Below are 22,694 nucleotides of genomic sequence, written 5' to 3'. Positions count from 1 at the left end.
CGGATTCCTTCAAGTGAACCAACAACTCCAATCCAGCCGCGCGGGAGCACGCCATGTCTGACCTGCACCGCGCCGCCCCCGTCACCGACCGCGTCGAGTGGCATGAAGGCATGCTGCTGTCGCCGCAGCACTTCCAGCAGTTCTCCTCGCGCATGGACACCCTCGTGGCCTGGCAGACGCTGGCCGCCGCGCCCTTCGCCTGGGGCGTGCGCCGCCTGGTGTTCGACCAGGGCCTGCTGCCCGCCGGCCTGCTGCGCGTGCTGGCGCTCGAAGCCATCCTGCCCGACGGCACCGCGGTGCAGTTTTCGGCTGCCGAGGCCGCGCACGGCGCGCTGGAGCTTTCCCTCGCGCCCTACGCGGAGCGGTTGGCCAACGAGCCGCTGGACATCTACCTCACGCTGCCGGTCACCACGCCCAACCGGCATCGCGCCGCGACCGTGCGCTTCCGCTCGGTGGCCGGCGCGCCGGTGGAAGACGCGGTGTCCGACGCCGAGCCCGCGAACATCCCGCGCATGCTGCCGCGCCTCGCGCTCAGCGCCGGCGCGGTGCCGCCCGGCACGCACGTGCATCTGCGGCTGGGCCAGGTCTTCAAGGACAACGAGGTGGTGAAGCTCGGCGACGCGCAGCCGCCGCTGCTGGAAGTGGCGCGCGACAACCCGCTGTGGACCGCCGCGTCCGCCCTGCTCGGCCAGCTGCGCGGCAAGGCAGCCTTCGTCGCCAAGCAGACGGCCGTGCCTTCCTCGCGCATCGACGACCGCCTCGCGCACCTGGAGCTGAAGGACCGGCTGCGCAGCCTGCTGTCGGGCCTGCCGCATGCGGAGGCGGTGATGCGCACGCCGCACCTGCATCCGCTGCCGATGTACTGGTCCCTTTGTGCGCTGCTGGCCTCGCTGAGCCTGCTGCGCCCGGGCGGCGTGCCGCCTGTGCCGATGGACTACGACCACGCCGACCCCTCGCGCGTGTTCCAGCCGCTGCTGCTGGCGCTGCGCGACGCGGTGTCGGAGGTGAGCCAGGAGTATCGCGAGCACAAGTTCGATTTCCGCCAGGGCGCCTTCGAGACCACGCTGCAGCCGCAGTGGGTGGCCGGCGCGCGCATCGTGGTGGGCCTGCGCGGACAGTCCGACAAGGACCTGCTGGCCTGGATGGACAGCGCCATCGTCGGTTCGCAGTCGGCCTATCCCTCGCTGCGCGAGCGCCGCGTGCTGGGCGCGGTGCGCCGTTCCATCGAGTCGGCCGACGAGCTCGGCCTGCGCCCGGGCTCTGGCTACCTGCTCTACGCGATCCAGACCAGCGCCGCGCTGACCGTTCCCGGCGAGCTGCTGGTGATCGCCAACGCCAACGAAGGCGCCACCGCCCAGCCGCCACAGGAAATCGTCCTGTTCATCAAGGACTGAAGCCATGGCACGCAACCTACCCGAGCTGGCCGTCGACGACCACATCACGCGGCAGTTCCGCGCCTTCTACGACGAGATCGTGAAGGCACGCGACCGCACCGCCGAATCGCGCGAGAGCGACATCGACATGGTGGCGCAGACGCTGGCGCGCCACCTGGAGAACCTGCTGGAGCTGCAGTCGCTCGAATCGCGCCGCGAGAGCACGCGCTTCGAGCTCGAGAACGTGGCCGACGCGCGCTACCTCAAGGCCGCGCTGGCCGACGAGATCCTGCTGCACACGCCGTGGATCGGACGCGAGCGCTGGACGGCGCACCTGCTGGAGTCGTCGCTCTTTCGCACCAACATCGCGGGCGACCTGGTGTTCAGCCGCATCGAGGAACTGCTGTCAGGCCGCGAACCGTCGAAGCGCGACATCGCGCGGCTGTATCTCTTCGCGCTGGCGCTGGGCTTCCAGGGCAAGTACCGCGGCGCGGGCGAGGAAGCCCGCCTGCTGGGCTACCGCGAGGAGCTCTTTCAGTTCGTCTACCAGCGGCCGGCCGATTTCTCGGGCCGCGACCGCGTGGTATCGGAGCGCGCCTACGCGAGCACGCTTTCGCACATCGCGCCGCGCAAGCTGCCCACGCTGAGCCGCTGGACGGTGCTGTTCATGCTGGGCGTCGCCACGCTGCTGGCGGTGTCGGAGCTGCTGTGGCTGTGGCAGTCGTGGCCCGTGCGGCAGGTGCTGCAGCCGGGAGCGGTCGACGCATCGGGGGCCTACCAGCGATGAACGACCTGCGCCACCCAAGGAGCATCAGGAGGTCGTCGACATGCTGACTGACCAGCTCTTCCTCGTTTCCATCGCGGTGCTGACGCTGGTGGTGCTGCTCGTGCTCGGCATGGTGCTGTACTTCGCGGCACGCCGTTCGCACGCCAAGCCATCGAGCGATCCGAAGGTCGCGCGCATCCGCTTCGACTCGCTGCGCAGCTCGTTCCGCCAGGCGGTGGAGCTGATCGAGGGCAACATCGCCTCGCGCGCCGACCGCTACGGCATTCCGTGGATCATGCTGCTCAACGAGGGCGACGACCACCGGCAGCTGCCGATCGAGCAGTCGGGCGTGGCGAGCGCACTCAGCACCGAATCGGCCTCGGCCGCGGCCACGCAGGGCATCTCGTGGCACTTCTTCGACCGCGGTGTGGTCATCGACATCCAGGGCGCCTACCTCGGCTCGCCCGACGACGACGATGCCTCCGAGAAGCCGTGGGACGAGTTCCTGGGCATGTGCCGGTCGTACCGGCCGCAGCGGCCCTTCGACTCGGTGGTCATCACCATTCCGGCCGCGCTGCTGCTCGACGACAGTACCGACGGCCGGCTCGAGCTCTCCAAGCGCGCCAAGCTTGCGCACCGGCGCCTGTGGCTGGCGCAGAACCGCTTCGCTATGCGCTTCGCGGTGTACGTGCTTGTCACCGGCGCGGAGCACCTGGAGGGCTTCAGCGCCTTCGCGAGCGCCCTGCCCGAGCCGCTGCGCGCGAGCATGCTGGGCTGGTCCTCGCCCTACGACCTGTCGACCACCTACCAGCCCGCGTGGGTCGACGAGGCGGTGGGCACGGTGGTGCGCTCGGTGTCCGACGTATCGGCCGAGCTCTTCGCCACCGGCACTGAGCCGCAGGGTGCCGGCGCGCAACTGCTGCTGCCTTCGCGCATCGAGGCGCTGCGCGGCCAGCTGCAGCTGTACGTCGACGAACTGATGCGCCCGAGCGCGTACCACGAGCCCTTCTTCTTCCGCGGCATCTACCTCACGGGCGACAGCGGCGAATCGGCGCAGACCGTCGCGGCCATCGACTCGGAGCACGACGCCTACGGCCGGAAGGACCTGGAGCCCATCGGCGGCGACCTGATCGCGCAGCTGATGCGCCAGCCGGCCTTCCTGCGCGACCTGTTCGAGAAGAAGATCTTCCTGGAGTACGGCCTCACGCGGCCCTCGCGCACGCAGACGCTCACGCGGCCCGTGCTGCATCGCGCGCTGCGCTGGGCGGCGGTGCTCTTCCTGGGCGGCTGGGGCATCGGGCTTCTGGTGGCGACCTGGCAGCTGAACAGGCACAACGCGACGCTGGTTTCCGCGCTCTCGCAGCTGCAGCATGACGCGCAGTACCGCATGCGCGCGCTGCAGCGCGGCGAGACCATTCCCACCGCCTGGTACCGCAACAAGGCGCTGTCCTTGCTGGCCATGAACGAGCGGCTGCGCACTGACGGCACGTACTCCTTCTTCATGCCCGGCTCCTGGCAGCCCTTCGACGACCTGAACGAGCGCGTGATAGAGCGCATCGAGCGCGAGTTCGGCGACATCGCAGTGAGCACGCTGCGGCGCGAGCTGATGGCGCGCGTGAGCCAGCTCAGCGGCGTGGAGCAGGACGAGGCCACCGGCGAATTCATCACCGGCGCGAGCTGCGGACTCCCGCCGAGCTTCAAGACCATTGGCGACGCGCCACGCAAGAACGGCCTGCTGGTGGAAGACCAGCCGGAGTTCGGCGCGCTGCAGCGCTACCTGGGCTCGGTCGAGCAGCTCGATGCCGCACTGCAGGCGGTGGAGCGGCTGCGCCAGCCGGCCACCGGCAATGCGGAAGACCTTCGCGTGGCCGTGCGCTACGCGCTGGGCGCGGAGCTGCCGGCGGACCTGAGCCGCAACCTGCGCTACTTCAGGCAGGCGGCAGAGGGCAACGCGCTGGCCATTCCGCTCGCTCCCGTGCAGTCGGCGCTGCGCTGCGCGCTCGACAAGGGCACGGCACAGCTGGATGCACGGCTCTTCGTCAACAACGAGCTGCTGGTGTCGGAGCAATCGCTGGCACGGCTGCTGCCATCGCTGGCGAGCACCGGCACCTTCACGCGCACGACGGCCAGCTACCGGGAGGTGATCGCGGCCATCAAGGACCAGGAAGACCTGGTCGCCTCGGGCAAGGGCGGCTGGATGCGCCAGCCGGTGCTGGTGCTGGGCGCCTCTTACGACCGCACGATCGCGCGCATCGAGCAGAACCGGCTGCTGGGGCTGGAACCTGCGGACGCGGTGCGCTCGCGGGCGCAGGACGCCTTCCAGAAGTTCCGCGCCGAGTTCAACCTGCGCTTCGGCGGCGCGCAGCCGGGCCTGGTTTGGCAGGACAAGGACGGCCGCTTCGCGCTGGCGCCCGAGCGCATCGCGCTGCGCGACGCGCTCACCGCCCTGCTGGCGCAGCCTTTCATGGCCGCCGCGCGCGACCGCGAACTGCCGGGCGCCGGCATGCGCGGCCTCGCCGCGTGGGACCTGCCGCGGCTCGACCAGGCGCTGGCCGTTGGCGACATCCGCAAGCGCTACATGAGCGAGGGCATGCAGGCATTTCCGGCGGCGCTGCGCCCGGGCATCGAGGCCGCGCTGAACGCGCACTTCGCGCAACTGGTGGTCGACCAGGTCGCCGAAGCCGCGAACGGCATGGGCGACGGCGGCCGTGTCACCGACACGCAGGCATCGGCCTACGAAGCCTCGCGCCAGCGCCTCGCCAAGCTCCAGGCGCTGCTCTACGAGCTGGGGGCCGGCTCGCGCGCCGAAGACCTGCGCGCGATGGTCTCGCGCGACGCGCTGCTGCGCCTGGAGGCCGTCGACGACGCCTTCAACCAATCGGAGCTGTACGCCATGCGCGGACGCGACTTCCAGGCCTGGCGCGGCGAGCGCGGGCCGATGCTGGTGGCCTTCGGCGTCTCCGACGCGGGCTCGCTCGCGGCCTACCTGGGCCAGCAGTTCAATCGCACGGAGGCGCTGGGCAAGCTGGCCGACAGCTACATCTCGGCGCTCGACGGCGCGGGAGCGGGCTCGGTGCTCGCGCAGCGCTGGCAGGCCATCAACCGCGACCTGGAGCGCTACCGGCTGAAGAACCCGAACAGCAGCCTGCTGCTGCTCGAACAGTTCCTGGGCACGACCGGCGCCGAGATCGATCGCGAGTCCTGCGGCGCGAAGCTGGCCGGCAAGGCACCGGCCACGCGCATCGGCGACTACTTCGCCGACCGGCACCAGCAGATCTACAGCGCACTGCTCGCGCGCTGCCAGGAGCTGCAGTTCGGCGACCAGCAGGAGCTGTGGACGCAGTTCTCCACCCGTTTCAACCGCTCGCTGGCCGGCCGCCACCCCTTCGGCCCGGCCACCGGCCGCGCCTTCGAGCTGGCGGATCCGGCGGACGTGAACGACCTGGCCCGCGCCTTCGACCCGCTGGCGCGCGCGCTGAAGGAGAACCGCGCGATCGACGCGGGCGGCATGCGCGGCCCCGGCATGCAGGGCGCGGGCGCGCGCCGCTTCGCCGAACAGTTCGCCCGCGCGCGCGACTTCCTGCTGCCGCTCTTCCCCACAGAGGACGGCGCCGCGCCGGGCTATGACCTGAGCGTGGACTTCCGCGCGAACACCATGGGCGAAATCGAAGGCAACAAGATCATCGACTGGTCCTTCGAGGTCGGCGACCAGGTGCTCCGGCTGCGCGACGCGCCGCGCACGCTGCGCTGGGAATACGGCATGCCGGTGGCGCTGGTGCTGCGCATCGCGAAGGACTCGCCGCTGATGGCGCGCGCCGACCCGCAGCAGCATGCGCTGATCACCGACGGCCAGACCGTGAGCTTCCGCTTCGCCGACCCGTGGGCGCTGTTCACGCTGGCCCAGCGCCAGCGCGAAGGCGACCCGGCGCAGCGGCCCGACGGCCGCTCGCAACTGCTGAAGTTCGAGTTTCCGCTGGTGGCCCAGTCGGCCGGCGACGCCGCCCAGGCGCCAAACGGGGGACGCGCGCGCGTGTTCCTGCGCATCGCCGCCAGCCCCGCCGGAAAGAAGAACGCCCTGATCTGGCCCACCGCGTTTCCCGCGCGCGCTCCCGAATGGAACATGCCCTGATGGCCGCCCTGATGTCTCCCTTGAACGCCGATATCGACGAAGCCACCGGCGGCTTCGCGCCCGACCTCGCGGCCTTTCTCTCGCCGCTGGAGGGCCCCGAAGGCCCGGCCGGCCCGCCGCTGCGCTACGACCCGGTGTGCGCCCGCATTCGCGAAGCGCGCACCGAGGAAGACGCCAGCCTGCCGATGGGCGAATGGACTCGTCCGCTGAAGAAGGCCGACTGGCGTACCGCCGAAATGCTGTGCACCGAGGTGCTGCAGCGCCGCAGCAAGGACCTGCAGATGGCCGCCTGGCTCACCGAGGCCTGGGTGCACCGCCATGCGGTCGACGGGATGGCCGCCGGGGCGCGGCTGCTCGAAGGCCTGGCGCGCGAGTTCTGGGAAGACGTGCATCCGCGCATCGGCGACGACGGCGACGCCGACATGCGCACCGCCACCTTCGTGTGGGTCAACGACACCATCGCGCAGGCGCTGCTGATGCGCGTGCCGCTGCTCGAATGGCCGGATTTCTCGCCGCCCTTCATCACGCTGGGTGACTGGCAGCGCGCGCTGAGCAGCGAGTACGGCACGGGCGCGGCCGGCGTCGCGGGCAACGCCAAGGGGAAGGCGAAGGAAGTGGCCGAGGAGCCGAGCGCGCAGACGGTGTCGCGCCAGGACATCCTCGAGCGCGCCGCGCGCGACCTGCATGCGCTCGCCGCGCTCGACGACCGGGTCGCTGCGGCCGCCGATGCATGGCGCAGCCTGGAAGCCCTGCTCGACGAGCGGCTGGGCGTGGACGCGCCCAGTCTGTCGAAGCTGACGGAGATGCTCGCGCGCATGCGGCAGGCGCTGCGCAGCCTGCTGCAGGGGCGCGATCCGCGCGACGAAGAGAAACCAGTCACTCCGGCTCCGACCGGATGGGTGCCGGATGCCGAACCGCTGCCCACCGCAACCCCGATGGACGACAACGACATGAGCGACGCTCCTCCTGCCTCCTTTCCTCCCCCTCCCTCCGAGGCGCTCCCGCAGGTGCTGGCGGGCGGCCGCATCGGCAGCCGCGCCGAGGCCTATCGGCTGCTCGAGCTGGCCGCCGCCTACCTGATGCGCGAGGAGCCGCACAGCCCGACGCCCTACCTCGTGAACCGCGCCGTGGCATGGGGACGCATGCCGCTGCCGCAGCTGATGCAGGAAGTGCTGCGCGAGGACGGGGACCTGAACCGCTACTTCTCGATGATCGGCGTCAGGCCGGACCTCTAGGGTGAATCCGTTTTCTTGAATACGTCACGTCGTCAACCTCATGGCAACCTCCACTCCCCTGTTCAATGCGCTCGCGAGCGCCAAATTCACGCACAAGTACGAAGTCGTCTGGGCCGAGTTGCCCGGCGGCGAGTTCAACACCAAGACCAAGGCCTGGCTCAAGCAGCTCGGCAAGATCATCGGCGGCCCCTCCAGCAAGGAGCGCAAGGCGCTCGCGCAGGAGTTCCTGCAGTTCCTCTACGTCTACAAGCAGATGCTGGAGAAGCTCACGCAAGGCACTCACTCGCCGGAACCCGCGCTGGTGCTGCAGAAGATGAACGACTTCAACGCCGAGTACAAGCGGCAGTTCGGCGGCCTGCTGGACATGCCCATCCTGCGGCTGCCCAGCGAGCTCGCCTCGGTCGCGGACAAGATGGCGGTGAACGCGGTGCGCCGCGACCTCATCGTGCGCAAGAAGCAGCTGCTCAAGTTCTGGATGGACGGCCTGCGCAACGGCTCCGAGTACATGGAGGACGTCTCGCTCCCGCTGCAGTACATGGGCAACAACGAGCCCGCCAAGGTGCGCCTTTTCCTCGACGTGCTGTGCAAGGACCTCACCAAGATCAGGTTCGCCGATCCGCGCCCGTGGCTGCAGACCAGCGGCAAGATCGAGACCGGCCTCATGCGCGGCGGTGAGAACGGCAAGTTCGGCAAGGTGACCTGGACCAACGAGGAATTCAAGAAAGCGGTGAAGGCCGAGGCCTCCGTGGGCTACGGCGTGCGCGCCACGGGCGAGTGCGTGATCGAGATCACCGGGCTGCGCGCCGAGTTCAAGGCCGATGCGTTCGCCGGCGCCTCCGCGTCCGTGGAGGCCGAAGCGAGCTACGAGCGCGGCAAGGGCGTGACGGCCAAGGCGAGCGTCGAGGCGATGGTGGGCGTGAAGATCAAGCTCGACGCGAAGATCGACGTGGCCGACATCTTCCTGATCGAGGCCAGCGCCGAGGCCTTCGCGGGCGCCATGGCAAAGGCCGAGGTCGAGTTCAACGCCACGGTCGACGGCGTGAAGTTCAAGGTCGGGGCCGAGGCCTTCGCCGGCGCGCGCGTGAAGGGCGAGGCCTCGCTCTCGGTGCGCATGTGCGGCTACGACATCGTCAAGGGCACGGCCAAGGGCTCGCTGTCGGCGGGCGTGGGCGCGTCCTTCTCGCTGGAGTTCGAGTCGTCCGCGTTCGGCGGCTCCAAGCTCGGCATCGAGGCCGACGTGACGCTCGGCGTGGGTGCCGGCGGCGGCGGCGAGTTCACCGTCTACCAGGACAACATCGGCCGGGCCTTCAACTCGCTCTTCTACAGCGCCTATCTCACGCTGCTGGGACAGTCGAAGGAACGCGACACCTGGCGCACCTACTTCCGCGACCTGGAAGACAACCAGATCCTCTTCGAGCGGGCCGACAAGATCATCGACGAGGCGCTGACCGGCTGCTACATCGAGTACCAGACCAACTTCACGCAGCTGCAGGCCTGGAAGCAGATGGAGGCGCTGTCGTGCTTCAAGGCGAACAAGCCGATTGCGGATGTGATTGCGCTCTAGGACGAAGGCAGCCGGCCACCGGCACCGGCGCGCGCCCAGGTCAGACCGCCCCGTGCGCCTCCACATAAAGCGCATACAGCGAATGGCTGCTCGCCATGTAGAGCCGGTTGCGCTTCGGCCCGCCGAACTCCAGGTTCGCGCAGCGCTCGGGCAGGCGGATGAAGCCGATGGGCTTGCCCTGCGGGTTGAAGACCTTCACGCCATCCATTTCCTCCGACTTGCCGGTGGGCAGGTAGGCCTTCATGCCGCCGCCGACGTCGGTGGGCTCCGAAGCGATGGCGCCGGAGTGACCCCAGCCGCACCAGAGGTTGCCGTCGCGGTCGACGCGGAAGCCGTCGAGCGAGCCGGGGCCGTCGGCGTCGATGAGCTTGGTCTTGTTGGAGACGCTCGTGCCGTCCGGTGACACGTCGTAGCTCCAGATGCTGCGGTTGGGCGTTCCCTTCCACTCGACCACGTAGAGCTTCTTCTCGTCGGGCGAGAAGGCGATGCCGTTCGGATTGACGAGATCGGTGATCACCGCCGTGAGCTTGCCGTCGGTGGCGATGCGATACACGTTGGTCGTGGCCTGCTCCGGCGCGGCCCTGCTTCCCTCCCATTCGCCGTTGATGCCGAAGATGGGGTCGGTGAACCAGACGGTGTCGTCCGATTTCACGACGACGTCGTTCGGCGCGTTGAGGCGCTTGCCCTGGTAGCTGTCGGCCAGCACGGTCATGCGGCCGTCCTTCTCGGTGCGCACCACGCGCCGCGTCACCGAGTGCTCGCAGGTGACGAGGCGGCCCTGGCGGTCGCGGGTGTTGCCGTTGGCGTAGTTGACGCCGGTCTTGTGCACGCCGAACTTGCCGGTCTTCTCGTCGTACTTCATGAGCCGGTTGTTGGGAATGTCGCTCAGCAGCAGATAGCCGTGCTCGGGAAAGTACACCGGCCCCTCGGCCCAGCGCATGCCGGAGCCCAGCTGCTCCAGTGTGCTGCTGTAGAGCCTGTACTTGGTGAAGCTCGGGTCGAGGATCAGCACCGCCGGGTCGGGATAGCGCTGGCTGGGCTTGAAGTCGAAGGCCTGGGCGCCTGCGAGCGTGCCGAAGGCTGCGGTGCCGACACCCGCGGCTGTGCCCACGGCTGTCTTGAGGAATCGGCGGCGGTCGTCGTTCGTCTTGTTCTGCATCGGTTGTCTCCTTGGATTCTTGTCGGTTGCTCCTGGCCGTTGCTCCTGGCCGTTGTTCCTGGCCGTTGTTCCTGGCCGTTGTTCCTGATCGTTCAGTCGGCGACGGCACCGGACTTCTTCACCAGCTCGGCCCAGCGCGGGATCTCCCTGGCCATGTGGTCGCGCAGTTCTTCGGGCGTGCTGCCCACGAGTTCCATCGCGAGCTGGCCCGAGAGCTTGGCCTGCACGTCGGGCTGGTGCAGGGCCTTCACGATCTCGGCGTTGAGGCGCTGCACGATGGGCTTGGGCGTGCCCTTGGGGGCATATACCGCTTGCCACGACGACATCTCGAAGCCGGGAATACCCGATTCGATCATGGTCGGCAGGTCGGGCACCAGCGCGATGCGCTTCGCGGTGGTCACTGCCAGCAGCTTGAGCTTTCCGCTCTTGACCAGCGGCAGCGCAGCGGTCACCTGGTCGAACATGAAAGGCACCTGCCCCGCGGCCACGTCGGTCAGCGCCGGAGGCGTGCCCTTGTACGGCACGTGGGTGAGCTTCACGCCGACGAGGTCGGCGAACATCTCGCCGGCCAGGTGCGTCGAGGTGCCGGCGCCCGAGGAAGCGAAGGTGCGCTTGCTCTCGTCCTTCTTCAGCAGCGCCACGAGCTCGGCCACGGAGTTCACGCCGAGCTGGCTGTTGACGATGAGCACGTTGGGCAGTCGCGCAACCAGCGAGACGGGCTCGAAGTCCTTCATCGGGTCGTAGGCCAGCTTCTTGTAGAGGCTGGCATTGATGGCGTGCGTGCTGATGGTTCCGCCGAAGAGCGTGTAGCCGTCGGGCGGCGCCTTCGCCACGTAGGCGGCACCGATGCCGCCGGCCTGGCCGGGCTTGTTGTCGACCACCACCGACTGCTTGAGGCTCTCGCCCAGCTTCTGGGCCAGCGTGCGGCCCACGATGTCGGTGGAGCCGCCGGGTGTGAACGGCACCACGTACACGATGGGCTTGGCGGCGGGCCAATCGGTTGCCTGGGCCGATGCGGCCAGAGGAACGAGCGCAGCCGAAAGCAGCGCCGCAGGGAGGAACGCCGCAGCGAGGCGGATGGAACGCATGTCTTGTCTCCTTTGTGTTCTGTGATCGGCGGGCCGGCTCAGCGGCCCCTGGCCTGGCGCCATGCCGCGAAGTCGGTGCGGCTCTGTTCGTCGGTGGGCGGATAGAGGCCCAGGATGGAGCGGCCTTCGAGCACCTTCTCCTGCACGAAGTCCTCGAAGGCGGTCATCTCGGTGGCCTCGGCGGCGATCTCGTCGGCCATGTGGGCCGGGATGACGACGACGCCTTCCGCGTCGCCCACCATCACGTCGCCGGGGAATACCGGTGCATCGCCGCAGCCGATGGGCACATTGATGTCGATGGCCTGGTGCAGCGTGAGGTTGGTAGGTGCGCTGGGGCGCTGGTGGTAGGCGGGAAAGCCGAGCTTCGCAATGTCGGGACTGTCGCGGAAGCCGCCGTCGGTGACCACGCCGGCCACGCCGCGCTTCATGAGCCGCGTGACGAGGATGCCGCCGGCCGATGCGGCGCGCGCATCTTTGCGGCTGTCGATGACGAGCACCGCACCCTCGGGGCACTGCTCCACGGCCTTGCGCTGCGGATGGTCGCGGTCGAGGAAGACGCCGATCGGGTTCAGGTCTTCGCGCGCCGGCATGTAGCGCAGCGTGAAAGCCTCGCCGACCATGTTGGGCAGGCCGGCATCGAGCGGGCGCACGTCCTGGATGAACTGGTGGCGCAGGCCGCGCTTGAACAGGGCCGTGCACAGGGTGGCGGTGCTCACCTTCATGAGCTGCTCGCGGGTGGCGGGATTCACGTGGGGTCTCCGTTGTCTGGAAGTGGGTGGAATCGGATGGCGGTCAGAAGATGTCCGGCTCGGGCACCGGCTTGCCGAAGCTGGTTTCGAGGAAGTCGAAGTCGCAGCCCTCGTCGGCCTGGCGGATGTGGCGGCCGAACATCCAGCCGTAGCCGCGTTCGTAGCGCGGCGGCGGCGGAGTCCACGCGGCCTTGCGGCGCGCGAGCTCCTCGTCGTCGATCTCCAGGTGGATGCGGCGCGCGGGCACATCCACCGTGATGCGGTCGCCGGTTTGCACGAGCGCGAGCGGCCCGCCGACAGCGGCCTCTGGCGAGCAATGCAGCAGGCAGCCGCCGTAGCTGGTGCCGCTCATGCGTGCGTCGGACAGGCGCAGCATGTCCTTCACGCACTGCTTCAGCAGCTTGGTGGGGATGGGCAGCATGCCCCACTCGGGCATGCCGGCGCCACGCGGACCGGCATTGCGCAGCACCAGGATGTCGTCGCCGGTCACGTCGAGTTCCGGGTCTTCCACGGCCTTCTTGAGCGACGGGTAGTCGTCGAAGACCAGCGCACGGCCCGTGTGCTTCAGCAGATGCGGCGCGCAGGCGCTGGGCTTGATGACCACGCCGTCGGGCGCAAGGTTGCCGCGCAGCACGGCCAGCGCGCCTTCGGCGTAGATGGGGTTGGTCAGCGGCCGGATCACGTCGTCGTCGTACACCTCGGCGCCTTCGATGTTCTCTCCGATGCTGCGGCCGTTGACGGTGAGCGCCTCCGTGCGCAGGTGGCCGCGGATGCGCTCCAGCATCGCCGGCAGCCCACCCGCGTAGAAGAAGTCTTCCATCAGGTAGGCATCGCCGCTGGGCCGGATGTTGGCGATGACGGGCACGCGGCGGCTGAAGGCGTCGAAGTCCTCGAGGCTCACGGCGTGACCGGCGCGGCGCGACATCGCGATCAGGTGGATGACGGCGTTGGTGCTGCAGCCCATGGCCATCGCGCAGGCGATGCCGTTCTCGAAGTTGGCGCGCGTGAGCATCTTCGCGGGCGTAAGGTCTTCCCACACCATATCGACGATGCGGCGGCCGCAGTCGGCGCTCATGCGGATGTGGTTGGCATCCGCCGCGGGAATGCTCGACGCGCCGGGCAGTGTCAGTCCCACAGCCTCGGCGATGCCCATCATGGTGGCGGCCGTGCCCATGGTCATGCAGGTGCCGTGGCTGCGGGCGATGCCGGCCTCCATCTCGGCCCATGCCTGTTCGCCCAGGCGGGCGGCGCGGCGCTCGTCCCAGTACTTGAAGGCGTCGGAGCCGGAGCCCAGCACCTTGCCCTTCCAGTTGCCGCGCAGCATGGGGCCGGCCGGCAGGTAGATGAAGGGAATGCCCATGCTGAGCGCGCCCATCGTGAGGCCGGGCGTGGTCTTGTCGCAGCCGCCCATCAGCACGGCGCCGTCGATGGGGTGGCTGCGCAGCAGCTCTTCCGTCTCCATCGCGAGGAAGTTGCGATAGAGCATGGTGGTGGGCTTGACCATGCTCTCGGAAAGCGAGATCGCCGGCAGCTCGAGCGGAAAGCCGCCCGCCTGCAGCACGCCGCGCTTGACGTCTTCCACGCGCTGTTTGAAATGCGAGTGGCACTGGTTGGCGTCGCTCCAGGTGTTGACGATGGCGATGACGGGCTTGCCCATCCAGTCGGCGTAGCTGTAGCCCATCTGCAGCACGCGCGAGCGATGGCCGAAGGAGCGGAAGTCGTCGGGCGCGAACCAGCGGGCGCTGCGAAGGGATTCGTAGGGGCGTTTCGTCAAGGGGTTGTCTCCATGGCCGCTGCGTGGAAAGTGCGGCCTCGCCAGGCCTTGCCGGCGTCTTTCGTCGAATTAAAACACTAGTATATTAGTGCGTCAATGACACAATCGCCGGCGATGAGCGCCTCCCCGAAGATCCGACTTGACCGCACCCGCCTCGCCGCGCCACAGGTGCTTGAGAACCTGCGCGAAGCCATCCTCGCGCTCGAACTCGTTCCCGGCACCGTGCTGCAGCGGCAGGAGCTGGCCGACCGCTTCGGCGTGAGCCAGACCCCCGTGCGCGAGGCACTGCTGAGGCTCAACGAGGAAGGCCTGGTGGACGTGTTCCCGCAGCACGCGACGCTGGTGAGCCGCATCGACATCGCGGCCGCACGCGAGGCGCACTTCCTGCGGCGCTCCATCGAGCTGGAGCTGGTGCACCAGCTGGCCCTCGACGAAACACCGGGCCTGGTTGAGCAGCTCAAGGGCGTCATCGCCCAGCAGGCCGCGCTCGCGAACTCGCAGCGCTATGGCGACTTCGTCAACGCGGACCGCGCGTTCCACCGACTGATGTACGAGGCCGGCGGCGTGCTGGGCCTGTGGGATCTGGTGGGCCGCGTCTCTGGCCACGTCGACCGCCTTCGCCGCCTGCACCTGCCGACCGCCGGCAAGACCGAGGCGATCCTGCGCGACCACCGCGCCATCGTGCGCGCCATCGAGGCGAAGGACCCGGACGCAGCCCAGGCCGCGTTGCGCAAGCACCTGTCGGGAACGCTCAGCGCCGTCAACGAGATCTGCAAGCAGTATCCCGACTACGTGATTCCCTGAAAGGGCTGCGCCGCCCCCTACTTCACCCCAGCGCGTCGTTCACCTGCTCCCTGAACTCGCTCAGGCTCACCGCCGCGCCGATCTCCCTCGGCAGCGCATCGCGCACCGAGAACACGCCGAGCACCTTCGCGCCCGACACCAACGGCAGATGCCGGAAGCCGCGCTCGAGCATCAGCACCACCGCGTCGGACACCAGCGTCTCGGGCGGCACGCAGATCGGGTTGGGCGTCATCACCTCGCGCACCGGCGTCGCGTCGGGATCGAGTCCCTTGGCGAGCACGCGGGTCATGAGGTCGCGCTCGGTCAATATGCCCAGCAGCGTGTCGGGCAGTTCCATGACGAGCACGCTGCCGCAGTTGGCGCGCGTCATCGCGCAGGCTGCGTCGCGCACGCTGGCCTGCGGTGCCAGGCTGAGCACGTGCGTGCGCGAAATCGATTGGAAAACGGTGCGCTCGGACATGATGCGCCCTCCGTGAGTCGAACCCTGAATGGTGCCGCCGCCGTTGCTCAGCGCAAGGAGGCGTTGAGCCGCTCCAGCGCCTGGGCGCCGGGGCACAGCTGTTCCGGCCCCAGTGCGTTGAGCGGCCGGTCGCAGGTGTTGAGTGCCGTATGAAGGTCGGTGGCCAGCGGGTCGACGTACAGCAGCCCCGTGACCACCTCGCCCATCTCCTGGTGCCGCTGCATGTAGGCCATGGCGGCGAAGCGGTCGCCCGGGTCGTAGTCGGGGTGCAGGCTGCGCAGGCGCAGCAGCGTGCCGTCGTGCTGGCGCACGTCCATCACTTCGCCGGGCTCCATGTCCACGGCGATCTCCTCCCGCCCGCTGATGAAGTCGATGCGGCTGACCGCCTCGTTGTGCTCGCGGATGTAGTCGTAGCTCTTGGTGCTGCCCGGATGGTTGTTGAAGGCCACGCAGGGGCTGATGACGTCGATGAAGGCGGAACCGCCATGGCTGATCGCGCCCTTGATGAGCGGCACCAGCTGCGCCTTGTTGCCCGAGAAGCCCCGGCCCACGTAGCTCGCGCCGAGCTGCAGCGCCATGGCCACCAGGTCCACCGGGCTGTCGGTGTTGACCACGCCCTTCTTGCTCTTGGAGCCCTGGTCGGCCGTGGCCGAGAACTGGCCCTTGGTGAGGCCGTAGACGCCGTTGTTCTCCACGATGTAGGCCATGCGCACGCCGCGCCGCATGGCGTGCGCGAACTGGCCCAGGCCGATGGAGGCCGAGTCGCCGTCACCCGAGACGCCCAGGTACAGCAGGTCGCGGTTGGCGAGGTTGGCGCCGGTCAGCACGCTCGGCATGCGGCCGTGCACGGTGTTGAAGCCGTGCGATGCGCCGAGGAAGTAGTCCGGCGTCTTCGAGCTGCAGCCGATGCCCGAGAGCTTGGCGACGCGATGCGGCTCGATGTCGAGTTCCCAGCAGGCCTCGATGATCGAGGCCGAGATGGAGTCGTGCCCGCAGCCCGCGCACAGCGTGGAGATCTTTCCTTCGTAGTCACGCCGCGTGTAGCCGACCTTGTTGGTGGCCAGCGTCGGATGCCGGAGCTTCGGCTTGGCGAGGTAGGTCATGCGGGCTCCTTCGCGCCGGTGATGGCGGCACCTTGCGCGTTCGCCTTGCCGACGTGCGCCTCTATCGCCTGCACGATGAAGCGCGCGGTGATGGGCGTGCCGTCGAAGTGCAGCACGCGCACCAGCTTGGCGGGATCGGCATCCAGTTCGTTGACCAGCAGGCTGCGCATCTGCGCGTCGCGGTTCTGCTCGACCACGAACACGCGCTCATGCTCGGCCAGGAACTGCACCACGCTCTCGGGCAACGGAAAGGCCCGCAGCCGCATGGCGTCGAGATGGATGCCGTGCTCTTCCAGCTCCTGCAGCGCCTCGTGCATCGACGGGCTGGTGGAGCCGAAATAGATCACGCCCAGGTCGGTCTTCCGTGCAGCGGGCCGCAGCACGGGCTGCGGCACCAGCGTGGCCGCGGTCGCGAACTTCTTCAGCAGCCGCTCCATGTTGTAGATGTAGTCCGGCCCGCGCTCCGAGTAGCGCGCATAGGCATCGCGCGTGGTGCCGCGCGTGAAGTAGCTTCCCTTGGTGGGATGCGTGCCGGGCAGCGTGCGCCACGGGATGCCGTCGCCGTCCACGTCCTTGTAGCGGCCGAAGTCGCGGCCCGCCTCCAGCTCCTCGGCGGTCATGACCTTGCCGCGGTCGTACACCTTGCTGTCGTCCCACTCGAAGGGCTTGCACAGGCGCTGGTTCATGCCGATGTCGAGGTCGGTCATCACGAACACCGGCGTCTGCAGCCGGTCGGCCAGGTCCAGCGCCGCTGCCGCGTGCTCGAAGCACTCGTGCGGGTCCTCGGGGAAGAGCAGCACGTGCTTGGTGTCGCCGTGCGACGCATAGGCGCAGCAAAGAATGTCGGCCTGCTGCGTGCGCGTGGGCATGCCGGTCGAAGGGCCGCCGCGCTGCACGTTGATGAGCGTGACCGGAATCTCCGCGAAGTACGCCAGCCCGATGAACTCCGTCATCAGCGAGATGCCCGGCCCCGAGGTCGCGGTGAAGGCCCGCGCGCCGTTCCATCCGGCGCCGACCACCACGCCGATCGAGGCGAGTTCGTCCTCCGCCTGCACGATGGCGAAGCGGTGCTGGCCGGTGGACTGATCGACTCGGAACTTGGTGCAGTACTTCTGGAAGGCCTCCGCCACCGACGACGACGGCGTGATCGGATACCACGCCGCCACCGTCGCGCCGCCGTACACGCAGCCCAGCGCCGCCGCGCTGTTGCCGTCCACGAAGATCCTGTTGCCCACCCGGTCGGCGCGGCGCACCTTCAGGCCCACGGGCTCGCGCAGGTTCTCGCGCGCGAAGTCGCAGCCCAGGTGCAGCGCCTGCACGTTGGAGGCGAGCAGCTTCTCCTTACCCTTGTATTGCTCGGAGAACAGCTTCTCGACCACCTCGGGCTCGATGCCCAGCAGGATGGCCAGCGCGCCCACGTAGACGATGTTCTTGAACAGCTGCCGCTGGCGCGGGTCCTGGTAGACGGCGTTGCAGATCTCGGTGAGCGGCATGCCGATCACGCGGATGTCGTCGCGGAACTTCGAGGGCGGCAGCGGGCGAGTGCTGTCGTAGAACAGGTAGCCGCCGGGCTCCAGCTCGGCGATGTCGGCGTCCCAGGTCTGCGGGTTCATCGCCACCATCATGTCGGTGCCGCCGCGCCGGCCCAGGTGCCCCTCTTCGGTCACGCGCACCTCGTACCAGGTCGGCAGACCCTGGATGTTGCTGGGGAAGATGTTGCGCGGACTCACCGGCACGCCCATGCGCAGGATGGCCTTGGCGAACAGTTCGTTGGCCGATGCCGAACCCGAGCCGTTGACGTTGGCGAACTTGATGACGAAGTCGTTGACCGCCTCGATCTGCTTCATGCGGCCTCCTTCCGGACTTGCTGCTGGACATTTTCCTGGCCCGCGAGCGTCATCTTCAGCAGGAACTTCTGCATGTCCCACGCGCCGGTCGGGCAGCGTTCGGCGCACAGGCCGCAGTGCAGGCAGACGTCTTCGTCCTTCACCATCACGCGGCCCGTCTTCAATCCGCCGGACACGTACAGGTCCTGCGCCAGGTTCAGCGCGGGCGCCTTCAGCCGCGGACGCAGGCTCTCTTCATCGGCGTTCTCGACGAAGTTGATGCAGTCCATCGGGCAGATGTCCACGCAGGCGTCGCATTCGATGCAGGCGGGCTCGTTGAACACCGTCTGCACGTCGCAGTTCAGGCAGCGCGCGGCCTCCTTGAAGGCGGTGGCGGCGTCGAAGCCCAGTTCCACCTCCACGCGGATGCTCGCCAGCGCCGCCTCGGCCTTGGCCCACGGCACCTTGTAGCGCAGGTCGTTGGAGGTGTCGTTGTCGTAGCTCCACTCGTGGATGCCCATCTTCTGCGACACCAGGTTGGTCATCGGCGGCGGGCGGACCTCGATCGGCTCCGCGCGCAGCAGCTTGTCGATGGACACTGCGGCCTCGTGGCCGTGGGCCACCGCGGTGATGATGTTCTTCGGCCCGAAGGCCGCATCGCCGCCGAAGAACACGTTGGGCACGGTCGACTGGAAGGTGGTCGCATCCAGCACGGGCAGGCCCCACTTGTCGAAGTCGATGCCGCAGTCGCGCTCGATCCAGGGGAACGAATTCTCCTGGCCCACCGCCACCAGCACTTCGTCGCATTCGAAGTACGCCTCGGGCTCGCCCGTGGGCTCCAGCGTGCGGCGGCCCTTGTCGTCGTACACCGCCTTGACGATCTCGAAGCGCATGCCCACGAGCTTGCCGTTGTCGTGCACGAAGGCCTTGGGCACGTGGAAGTTGATGATAGGGATGCCCTCGTGCGCGGCGTCTTCCTTCTCCCAGGGGGAAGCCTTCATCTCCTCGAAGCCGCTGCGCACAATCACCTTCACGTCGCTGCCGCCCAGGCGCCGAGCCGAGCGGCAGCAGTCCATGGCAGTGTTGCCGCCGCCCAGCACGATCACGCGCCGGCCGATGCTGCTCACATGGCCGAAAGAGACGGAACTCAGCCAGTCGATGCCGATGTGGATGCTCGCCGCCGCTTCCTGGCGGCCCGGAATGTCGAGGTCGCGTCCGCGCGGTGCGCCGCAGCCGACGAAGATCGCGTCCCAGCCCTGGCCCATCAGCGCCTTCATCGAATCGATGCGCTCGCCGCCGCGGAACTCCGCGCCCAGGTCGAGCACGTAGCCCGTCTCCTCGTCGATGATCGACTCGGGCAGCCGGAAGCGCGGTATCTGCGTGCGGATGAAGCCGCCGGGCTTGGCCTCGCCGTCGAACACCGTGACCTCGTAGCCCAGCGGCGCCAGGTCGCGTGCGACGGTGAGCGAGGCCGGCCCCGCGCCGATGCAGGCCACGCGCTTGCCGTTCTTCGGTACGGGCTTGGGCATGCGTGCGCGCACGTCCTCCTTCATGTCGGCGGCCACGCGCTTGAGCCTGCAGATGGCCACCGGCTCCGGCGCCTCTGTATTGCTTTCTTCCACACGCCCGCGCCGGCAGGCCGGCTCGCAGGGCCTGTCGCAGGTTCGCCCCAGGATGCCAGGGAAGACGTTGGAGACCCAGTTGACCATGTACGCGTCGCCGTATCGGCGCTGCGCGATCATGCGTATGTATTCGGGGACGGGAGTGTGCGCCGGGCAGGCGTACTGGCAATCGACGACCTTGTGAAAGTAGGCCGGGTTGGCAATGTTCGTTCGCTGCAACACGTGTCTCCTGGCTGTCGCCCGGAACCCCGCAGGGGCCGACGAGTGGCTTGTGGCGCTTTTGGCGGAGTATGCGCCCCGCGCACGGAAGCGCAAGCTTGGTGGAATCCCGCAGCCGCGAGGGCCCGGCCAAAGCATCTGCGCCGGGAGGGCGATTCCCCCGTTGCGGACTTCATGCGCTCACAATGTCCGCCGGTTACTCCACGGGACGACACCATGAGCGTTTTGCACATGTTTCTACCGGTTTGCGAGCCGGCGCGCAGCGAGGCGCTGGCCCAGTTGCGCAAGACTCACCACCTGCCCCGCCACCTCGTCAAGGGCATTGCGATAAGGCACCACGCCGAAAGCGAGCCGGTCGCTGGGTCCGATGCGCCGGACGCGCAGCAGACCCAGCAGCAGGCACAGACACCACCGCCGCAAGCGCAGGCACCGGCCTCGCCGCAATAGCTGCGGGCGCTTCAGCGGCTGCGACAGCTTCGGCGGCTGCCAGGCCGAAGCCCGCTCACTGGCTCGCGTTCGGCGTCGCGCGCGCCAGCAGCCGGATGTGTTCGAAGTCGAGCAGGTCGAGTGCGTGCCGCACCGCCTCCACCAGCGCGGAATGGCGCGTATCGGCCGCCAGCCTGTCGGCCCATTCGTGCAGGTCGCTCCAGCGGCCGTCGCGCGCGAGCGTTTCGAGTTCGTCGAGCACCGCCGCGGGCAGCGGCGCGATCGCGGGCACCGGCACGCGCCTGGGCGCGGGGGCCGGGGCGGTCGTGGGCTGTGCGGGGCGCGGCGGCGGCTTCGCGACAAAGGGCACAAGTTCCTTCGGCGCCTCCTTCACGATCACCGAGAAGCGCACGCGCGTGCCCAGGTTGCGGCGGCTCTCCAGCTGCATCCGGCCGCCCATGTTCTGCACGATGCGCCGCGCGATCGTCAGCCCCAGGCCGTGGCCGTTCGAGCTGGCCGCACCCTGCTCGAAGGCCCGCATGATGCGCGCCAGGTCTTCCTTCTCGATGCCCACGCCGCTGTCCCACACGTCGAACTCCAGCCGCCATGAATCCTGGCGCGGCCGGGCCTGCACGCGCAGGCCCATCTTGCCGCCGCGCGTGAATTTCGCGGCGTTCGACAGCAGGTTCAGCAGCAGCTGCTGGAAGCGCTTGCTGTCGAGGTACACGGCGGTGGGCAGCGCGCCCAGCACATCGAGCTCGAAGCGGTTGTGCTGGCGCTGCGCGAGGGTGTCGGCGTACTGCGCGACGTCGTCGATCAGCGCGCGCAGGTGCACCGCCTTCGACTCGAAGGAAAACGGCAGCAGCTCGCTCCTGGCGTAGTCGAGCAGGTCGTCGATGAGCGCGAACTGGTAGGCGGCGCTGCGCTCGATGGCCTGCAGCCGCTCGGGCTGCACGGAGCCGTCGTCGTTGAGCCGGCGCACGTTGCCGATGATGGTCGACAGCGGTGCGCGCAGGTCGTGGCTGATGTAGGCCAGCAGCTGCGTCTGCTCGCGCGACTGCTGCTCGGCCTGTTCCAGCGCCGCGTTCAGCGCGTGCGTCTTGCGCTCCACCTCCTCGCGCAGCCGCTGCTGCTCTTCCGCCTGCCAGTGCGCCAGCGAGCGCTGGGCGGAATGCCGCTGGCGCGAGAGGTGGTGCGCCCACACCGCCAGCGCCACCAGGCCGACCAGCATGCCCGGGAAGCCCAGCGCGTAGGCGTCGAAGCCGGGAATCATGTGCGAGGGCATCGTCAGCTCGACCAGCCGCAGGCACACGCCGACGGCGACGATGGTCATCACCGGGAACGCCAGCCGCCCGCCGGGCCCCGCGCGGCGCATGTAGATGAAGGTACTGACGGTCAGCGACAGCACCACCAGCGGCGCGCTCAGCGTGCCCGCCGTCGCGAAGGGCGCGTAGGGTCCGAAGAGCGTGCCCAGCACCACGACGCATTGCACCAGCGCGAGCACCACCAGCCAGCGAAGCCCGGGCACGCGCACCGGGCCGCGGCGCGACATGGTGTACAGGTAGAACATCAGCGACAGCACGCAGCAGCCGGCGGTGACGCCCGCCGCGCGGTAGCTCCACTCGATGCTCTCGGGCCACAGCGCGAGCCGCGCGTGGCCGCGGTAGGCGCTCTCGTAGAGCGCCACCAGCGCGAATCCCATGCTCTGCACCGCCATCGCCAAATTGCGCGAGATGACCCACAGCGACAGCGAATACACCGACAGCACCAGCAGGCCGCCGATGAGCAGGCCGTCGAGCAGCGCGCGGCAGCTTTCGGACGCGCGCCATGCGTCCGCCGAATACAGCCTCGGCACGAGCTTGACGCTGCTGTCCGTGCGCACGCGCACCAGCACGCGCGCCTGCTCGCCGGGGCGCAGGTCGAGGTTCAGCGTGGGCACGCGGTCACGGTCGCGCGCGCTGCTCGGACGCACAGACACGCCGGCCTGCTCGTGCGTCCAACTGGCCCAGCCCGCGAGTTCGCGGCGGGCATGGAAATCGACGTGCTGCAGCCATGTCGCGTCGAGCACCAGCCGCAGCGGCTGGATCGCGTCGGTGCCGTTCACCACGGTCAGCCGCAGCCAGAACGCCGACTTCGAAAAGCCCGGCCGCATGCGCGCGGGCGTGCCGGGCTGGAAGCCGGCGGGTGCGTCGCCCTGCAGCGCGTCGACCTCGTCCAGCGTCAGTTGCGCGCCGGTGTCCTCGAACACCTCGACGCGCGTGTCGAGCGCAATGGGCCAGCGGGTCTCGTCGTCGATGCGCAGCACGTCCGCGCGGGCCGCGGCCAGCGCCACCAGCCAGAAGAAGGCGAACAGCAGGAGCGCGCGAGTGCCGCGAAGGCCCGGGGTGGTCACCGCCT

Annotated in this window: 16 protein-coding genes; 7 read left to right on the top strand and 9 right to left on the bottom strand. The window is 68.8% G+C overall.

Features of this window, described 5'->3' with window-relative positions; all coding sequences use genetic code 11:
- Positions 1 to 53: 53 nt before the first annotated feature.
- Genes tssK through ACHMXA_RS12835 form a run of 5 tightly spaced genes read left to right on the top strand, consistent with a single transcriptional unit; the run spans position 54 to position 9,067 of the window.
- Positions 54 to 1,394 (top strand): type VI secretion system baseplate subunit TssK, encoded by a 1,341-nt coding sequence (gene tssK / locus ACHMXA_RS12855; RefSeq protein WP_176664732.1) that lies wholly within the window; start codon positions 54 to 56, stop codon positions 1,392 to 1,394.
- Positions 1,395 to 1,398: 4 nt separating this feature from the next.
- A complete protein-coding gene (locus tag ACHMXA_RS12850; RefSeq protein ID WP_176664731.1) occupies positions 1,399 to 2,160 on the top strand; it encodes a DotU family type IV/VI secretion system protein in 762 nt (253 codons plus the stop codon).
- Positions 2,161 to 2,200: 40 nt separating this feature from the next.
- On the top strand, positions 2,201 to 6,268 hold the full coding sequence (locus ACHMXA_RS12845; RefSeq protein WP_395320898.1) for a type VI secretion system protein: 4,068 nt from the start codon (positions 2,201 to 2,203) through the stop codon (positions 6,266 to 6,268).
- Complete coding sequence (gene tssA / locus ACHMXA_RS12840) at positions 6,268 to 7,503, top strand: type VI secretion system protein TssA (RefSeq protein WP_395320897.1); 1,236 nt, start codon at positions 6,268 to 6,270, stop codon at positions 7,501 to 7,503. The genes ACHMXA_RS12845 and tssA overlap by 1 nt, the downstream gene beginning before the upstream one ends.
- Before the next feature lie 40 nt (positions 7,504 to 7,543).
- The gene (locus ACHMXA_RS12835) at positions 7,544 to 9,067 is read left to right on the top strand and encodes a hypothetical protein (protein ID WP_176664728.1); all 1,524 of its coding nucleotides are present in this window, start codon (positions 7,544 to 7,546) and stop codon (positions 9,065 to 9,067) included.
- A 40-nt stretch (positions 9,068 to 9,107) separates the two neighbouring features.
- Here the strand turns inward: ACHMXA_RS12835 and ACHMXA_RS12830 are convergent, their stop codons facing one another.
- From ACHMXA_RS12830 to araD, 4 genes are all read right to left on the bottom strand, one after another.
- On the bottom strand, positions 9,108 to 10,226 hold the full coding sequence (locus ACHMXA_RS12830; protein WP_176664727.1) for an SMP-30/gluconolactonase/LRE family protein: 1,119 nt from the start codon (positions 10,224 to 10,226) through the stop codon (positions 9,108 to 9,110).
- A gap of 92 nt (positions 10,227 to 10,318) precedes the next feature.
- A complete protein-coding gene (locus tag ACHMXA_RS12825) occupies positions 10,319 to 11,314 on the bottom strand; it encodes a tripartite tricarboxylate transporter substrate binding protein (RefSeq protein WP_176664726.1) in 996 nt (331 codons plus the stop codon).
- A 38-nt stretch (positions 11,315 to 11,352) separates the two neighbouring features.
- The gene (locus ACHMXA_RS12820; protein WP_176664725.1) at positions 11,353 to 12,063 is read right to left on the bottom strand and encodes a ribonuclease activity regulator RraA; all 711 of its coding nucleotides are present in this window, start codon (positions 12,061 to 12,063) and stop codon (positions 11,353 to 11,355) included.
- 43 nt (positions 12,064 to 12,106) lie between these two features.
- Entirely contained in the window at positions 12,107 to 13,837 is a 1,731-nt protein-coding gene (gene araD, locus ACHMXA_RS12815; protein WP_395320894.1) for an L-arabinonate dehydratase, read from the bottom strand.
- A gap of 114 nt (positions 13,838 to 13,951) precedes the next feature.
- On the opposite strand from araD, the gene ACHMXA_RS12810 reads away from it, so the two are divergent.
- Positions 13,952 to 14,641 carry a GntR family transcriptional regulator gene (locus ACHMXA_RS12810; RefSeq protein WP_176664723.1) on the top strand — a complete coding sequence of 230 codons (690 nt, stop codon included), beginning with the start codon at positions 13,952 to 13,954 and terminating at the stop codon, positions 14,639 to 14,641.
- Positions 14,642 to 14,663: 22 nt separating this feature from the next.
- Here ACHMXA_RS12810 and ACHMXA_RS12805 read toward each other — a convergent pair whose 3' ends face one another.
- Genes ACHMXA_RS12805 through ACHMXA_RS12790 form a run of 4 tightly spaced genes read right to left on the bottom strand, consistent with a single transcriptional unit; the run spans position 14,664 to position 19,871 of the window.
- Positions 14,664 to 15,101 carry a CBS domain-containing protein gene (locus tag ACHMXA_RS12805; protein WP_176664722.1) on the bottom strand — a complete coding sequence of 146 codons (438 nt, stop codon included), beginning with the start codon at positions 15,099 to 15,101 and terminating at the stop codon, positions 14,664 to 14,666.
- Between the two features lie 47 nt (positions 15,102 to 15,148).
- Positions 15,149 to 16,204: a 2-oxoacid:ferredoxin oxidoreductase subunit beta gene (locus tag ACHMXA_RS12800; protein WP_176664721.1), complete on the bottom strand. Its 1,056-nt coding sequence runs from the start codon at positions 16,202 to 16,204 to the stop codon at positions 15,149 to 15,151.
- Positions 16,201 to 18,051, bottom strand: coding sequence for a 2-oxoacid:acceptor oxidoreductase subunit alpha (locus ACHMXA_RS12795; RefSeq protein ID WP_395320891.1), 1,851 nt, complete (start codon positions 18,049 to 18,051; stop codon positions 16,201 to 16,203). Before ACHMXA_RS12795 ends, ACHMXA_RS12800 begins: the two co-directional genes overlap by 4 nt.
- Entirely contained in the window at positions 18,048 to 19,871 is a 1,824-nt protein-coding gene (locus ACHMXA_RS12790; RefSeq protein WP_395320889.1) for an FAD-dependent oxidoreductase, read from the bottom strand. Before ACHMXA_RS12790 ends, ACHMXA_RS12795 begins: the two co-directional genes overlap by 4 nt.
- Positions 19,872 to 20,087: 216 nt before the next feature.
- On the opposite strand from ACHMXA_RS12790, the gene ACHMXA_RS12785 reads away from it, so the two are divergent.
- Entirely contained in the window at positions 20,088 to 20,318 is a 231-nt protein-coding gene (locus ACHMXA_RS12785; protein WP_395320887.1) for a hypothetical protein, read from the top strand.
- Between the two features lie 55 nt (positions 20,319 to 20,373).
- Here ACHMXA_RS12785 and ACHMXA_RS12780 read toward each other — a convergent pair whose 3' ends face one another.
- On the bottom strand, positions 20,374 to 22,689 hold the full coding sequence (locus ACHMXA_RS12780) for an ATP-binding protein (protein WP_395320885.1): 2,316 nt from the start codon (positions 22,687 to 22,689) through the stop codon (positions 20,374 to 20,376).
- Positions 22,690 to 22,694 lie beyond the last annotated feature (5 nt).

Source organism: Variovorax sp. UC74_104 (assembly GCF_044055375.1).
Taxonomy (GTDB): domain Bacteria; phylum Pseudomonadota; class Gammaproteobacteria; order Burkholderiales; family Burkholderiaceae_C; genus Variovorax.
This window is presented reverse-complemented; position numbering and strand designations above follow the sequence as displayed.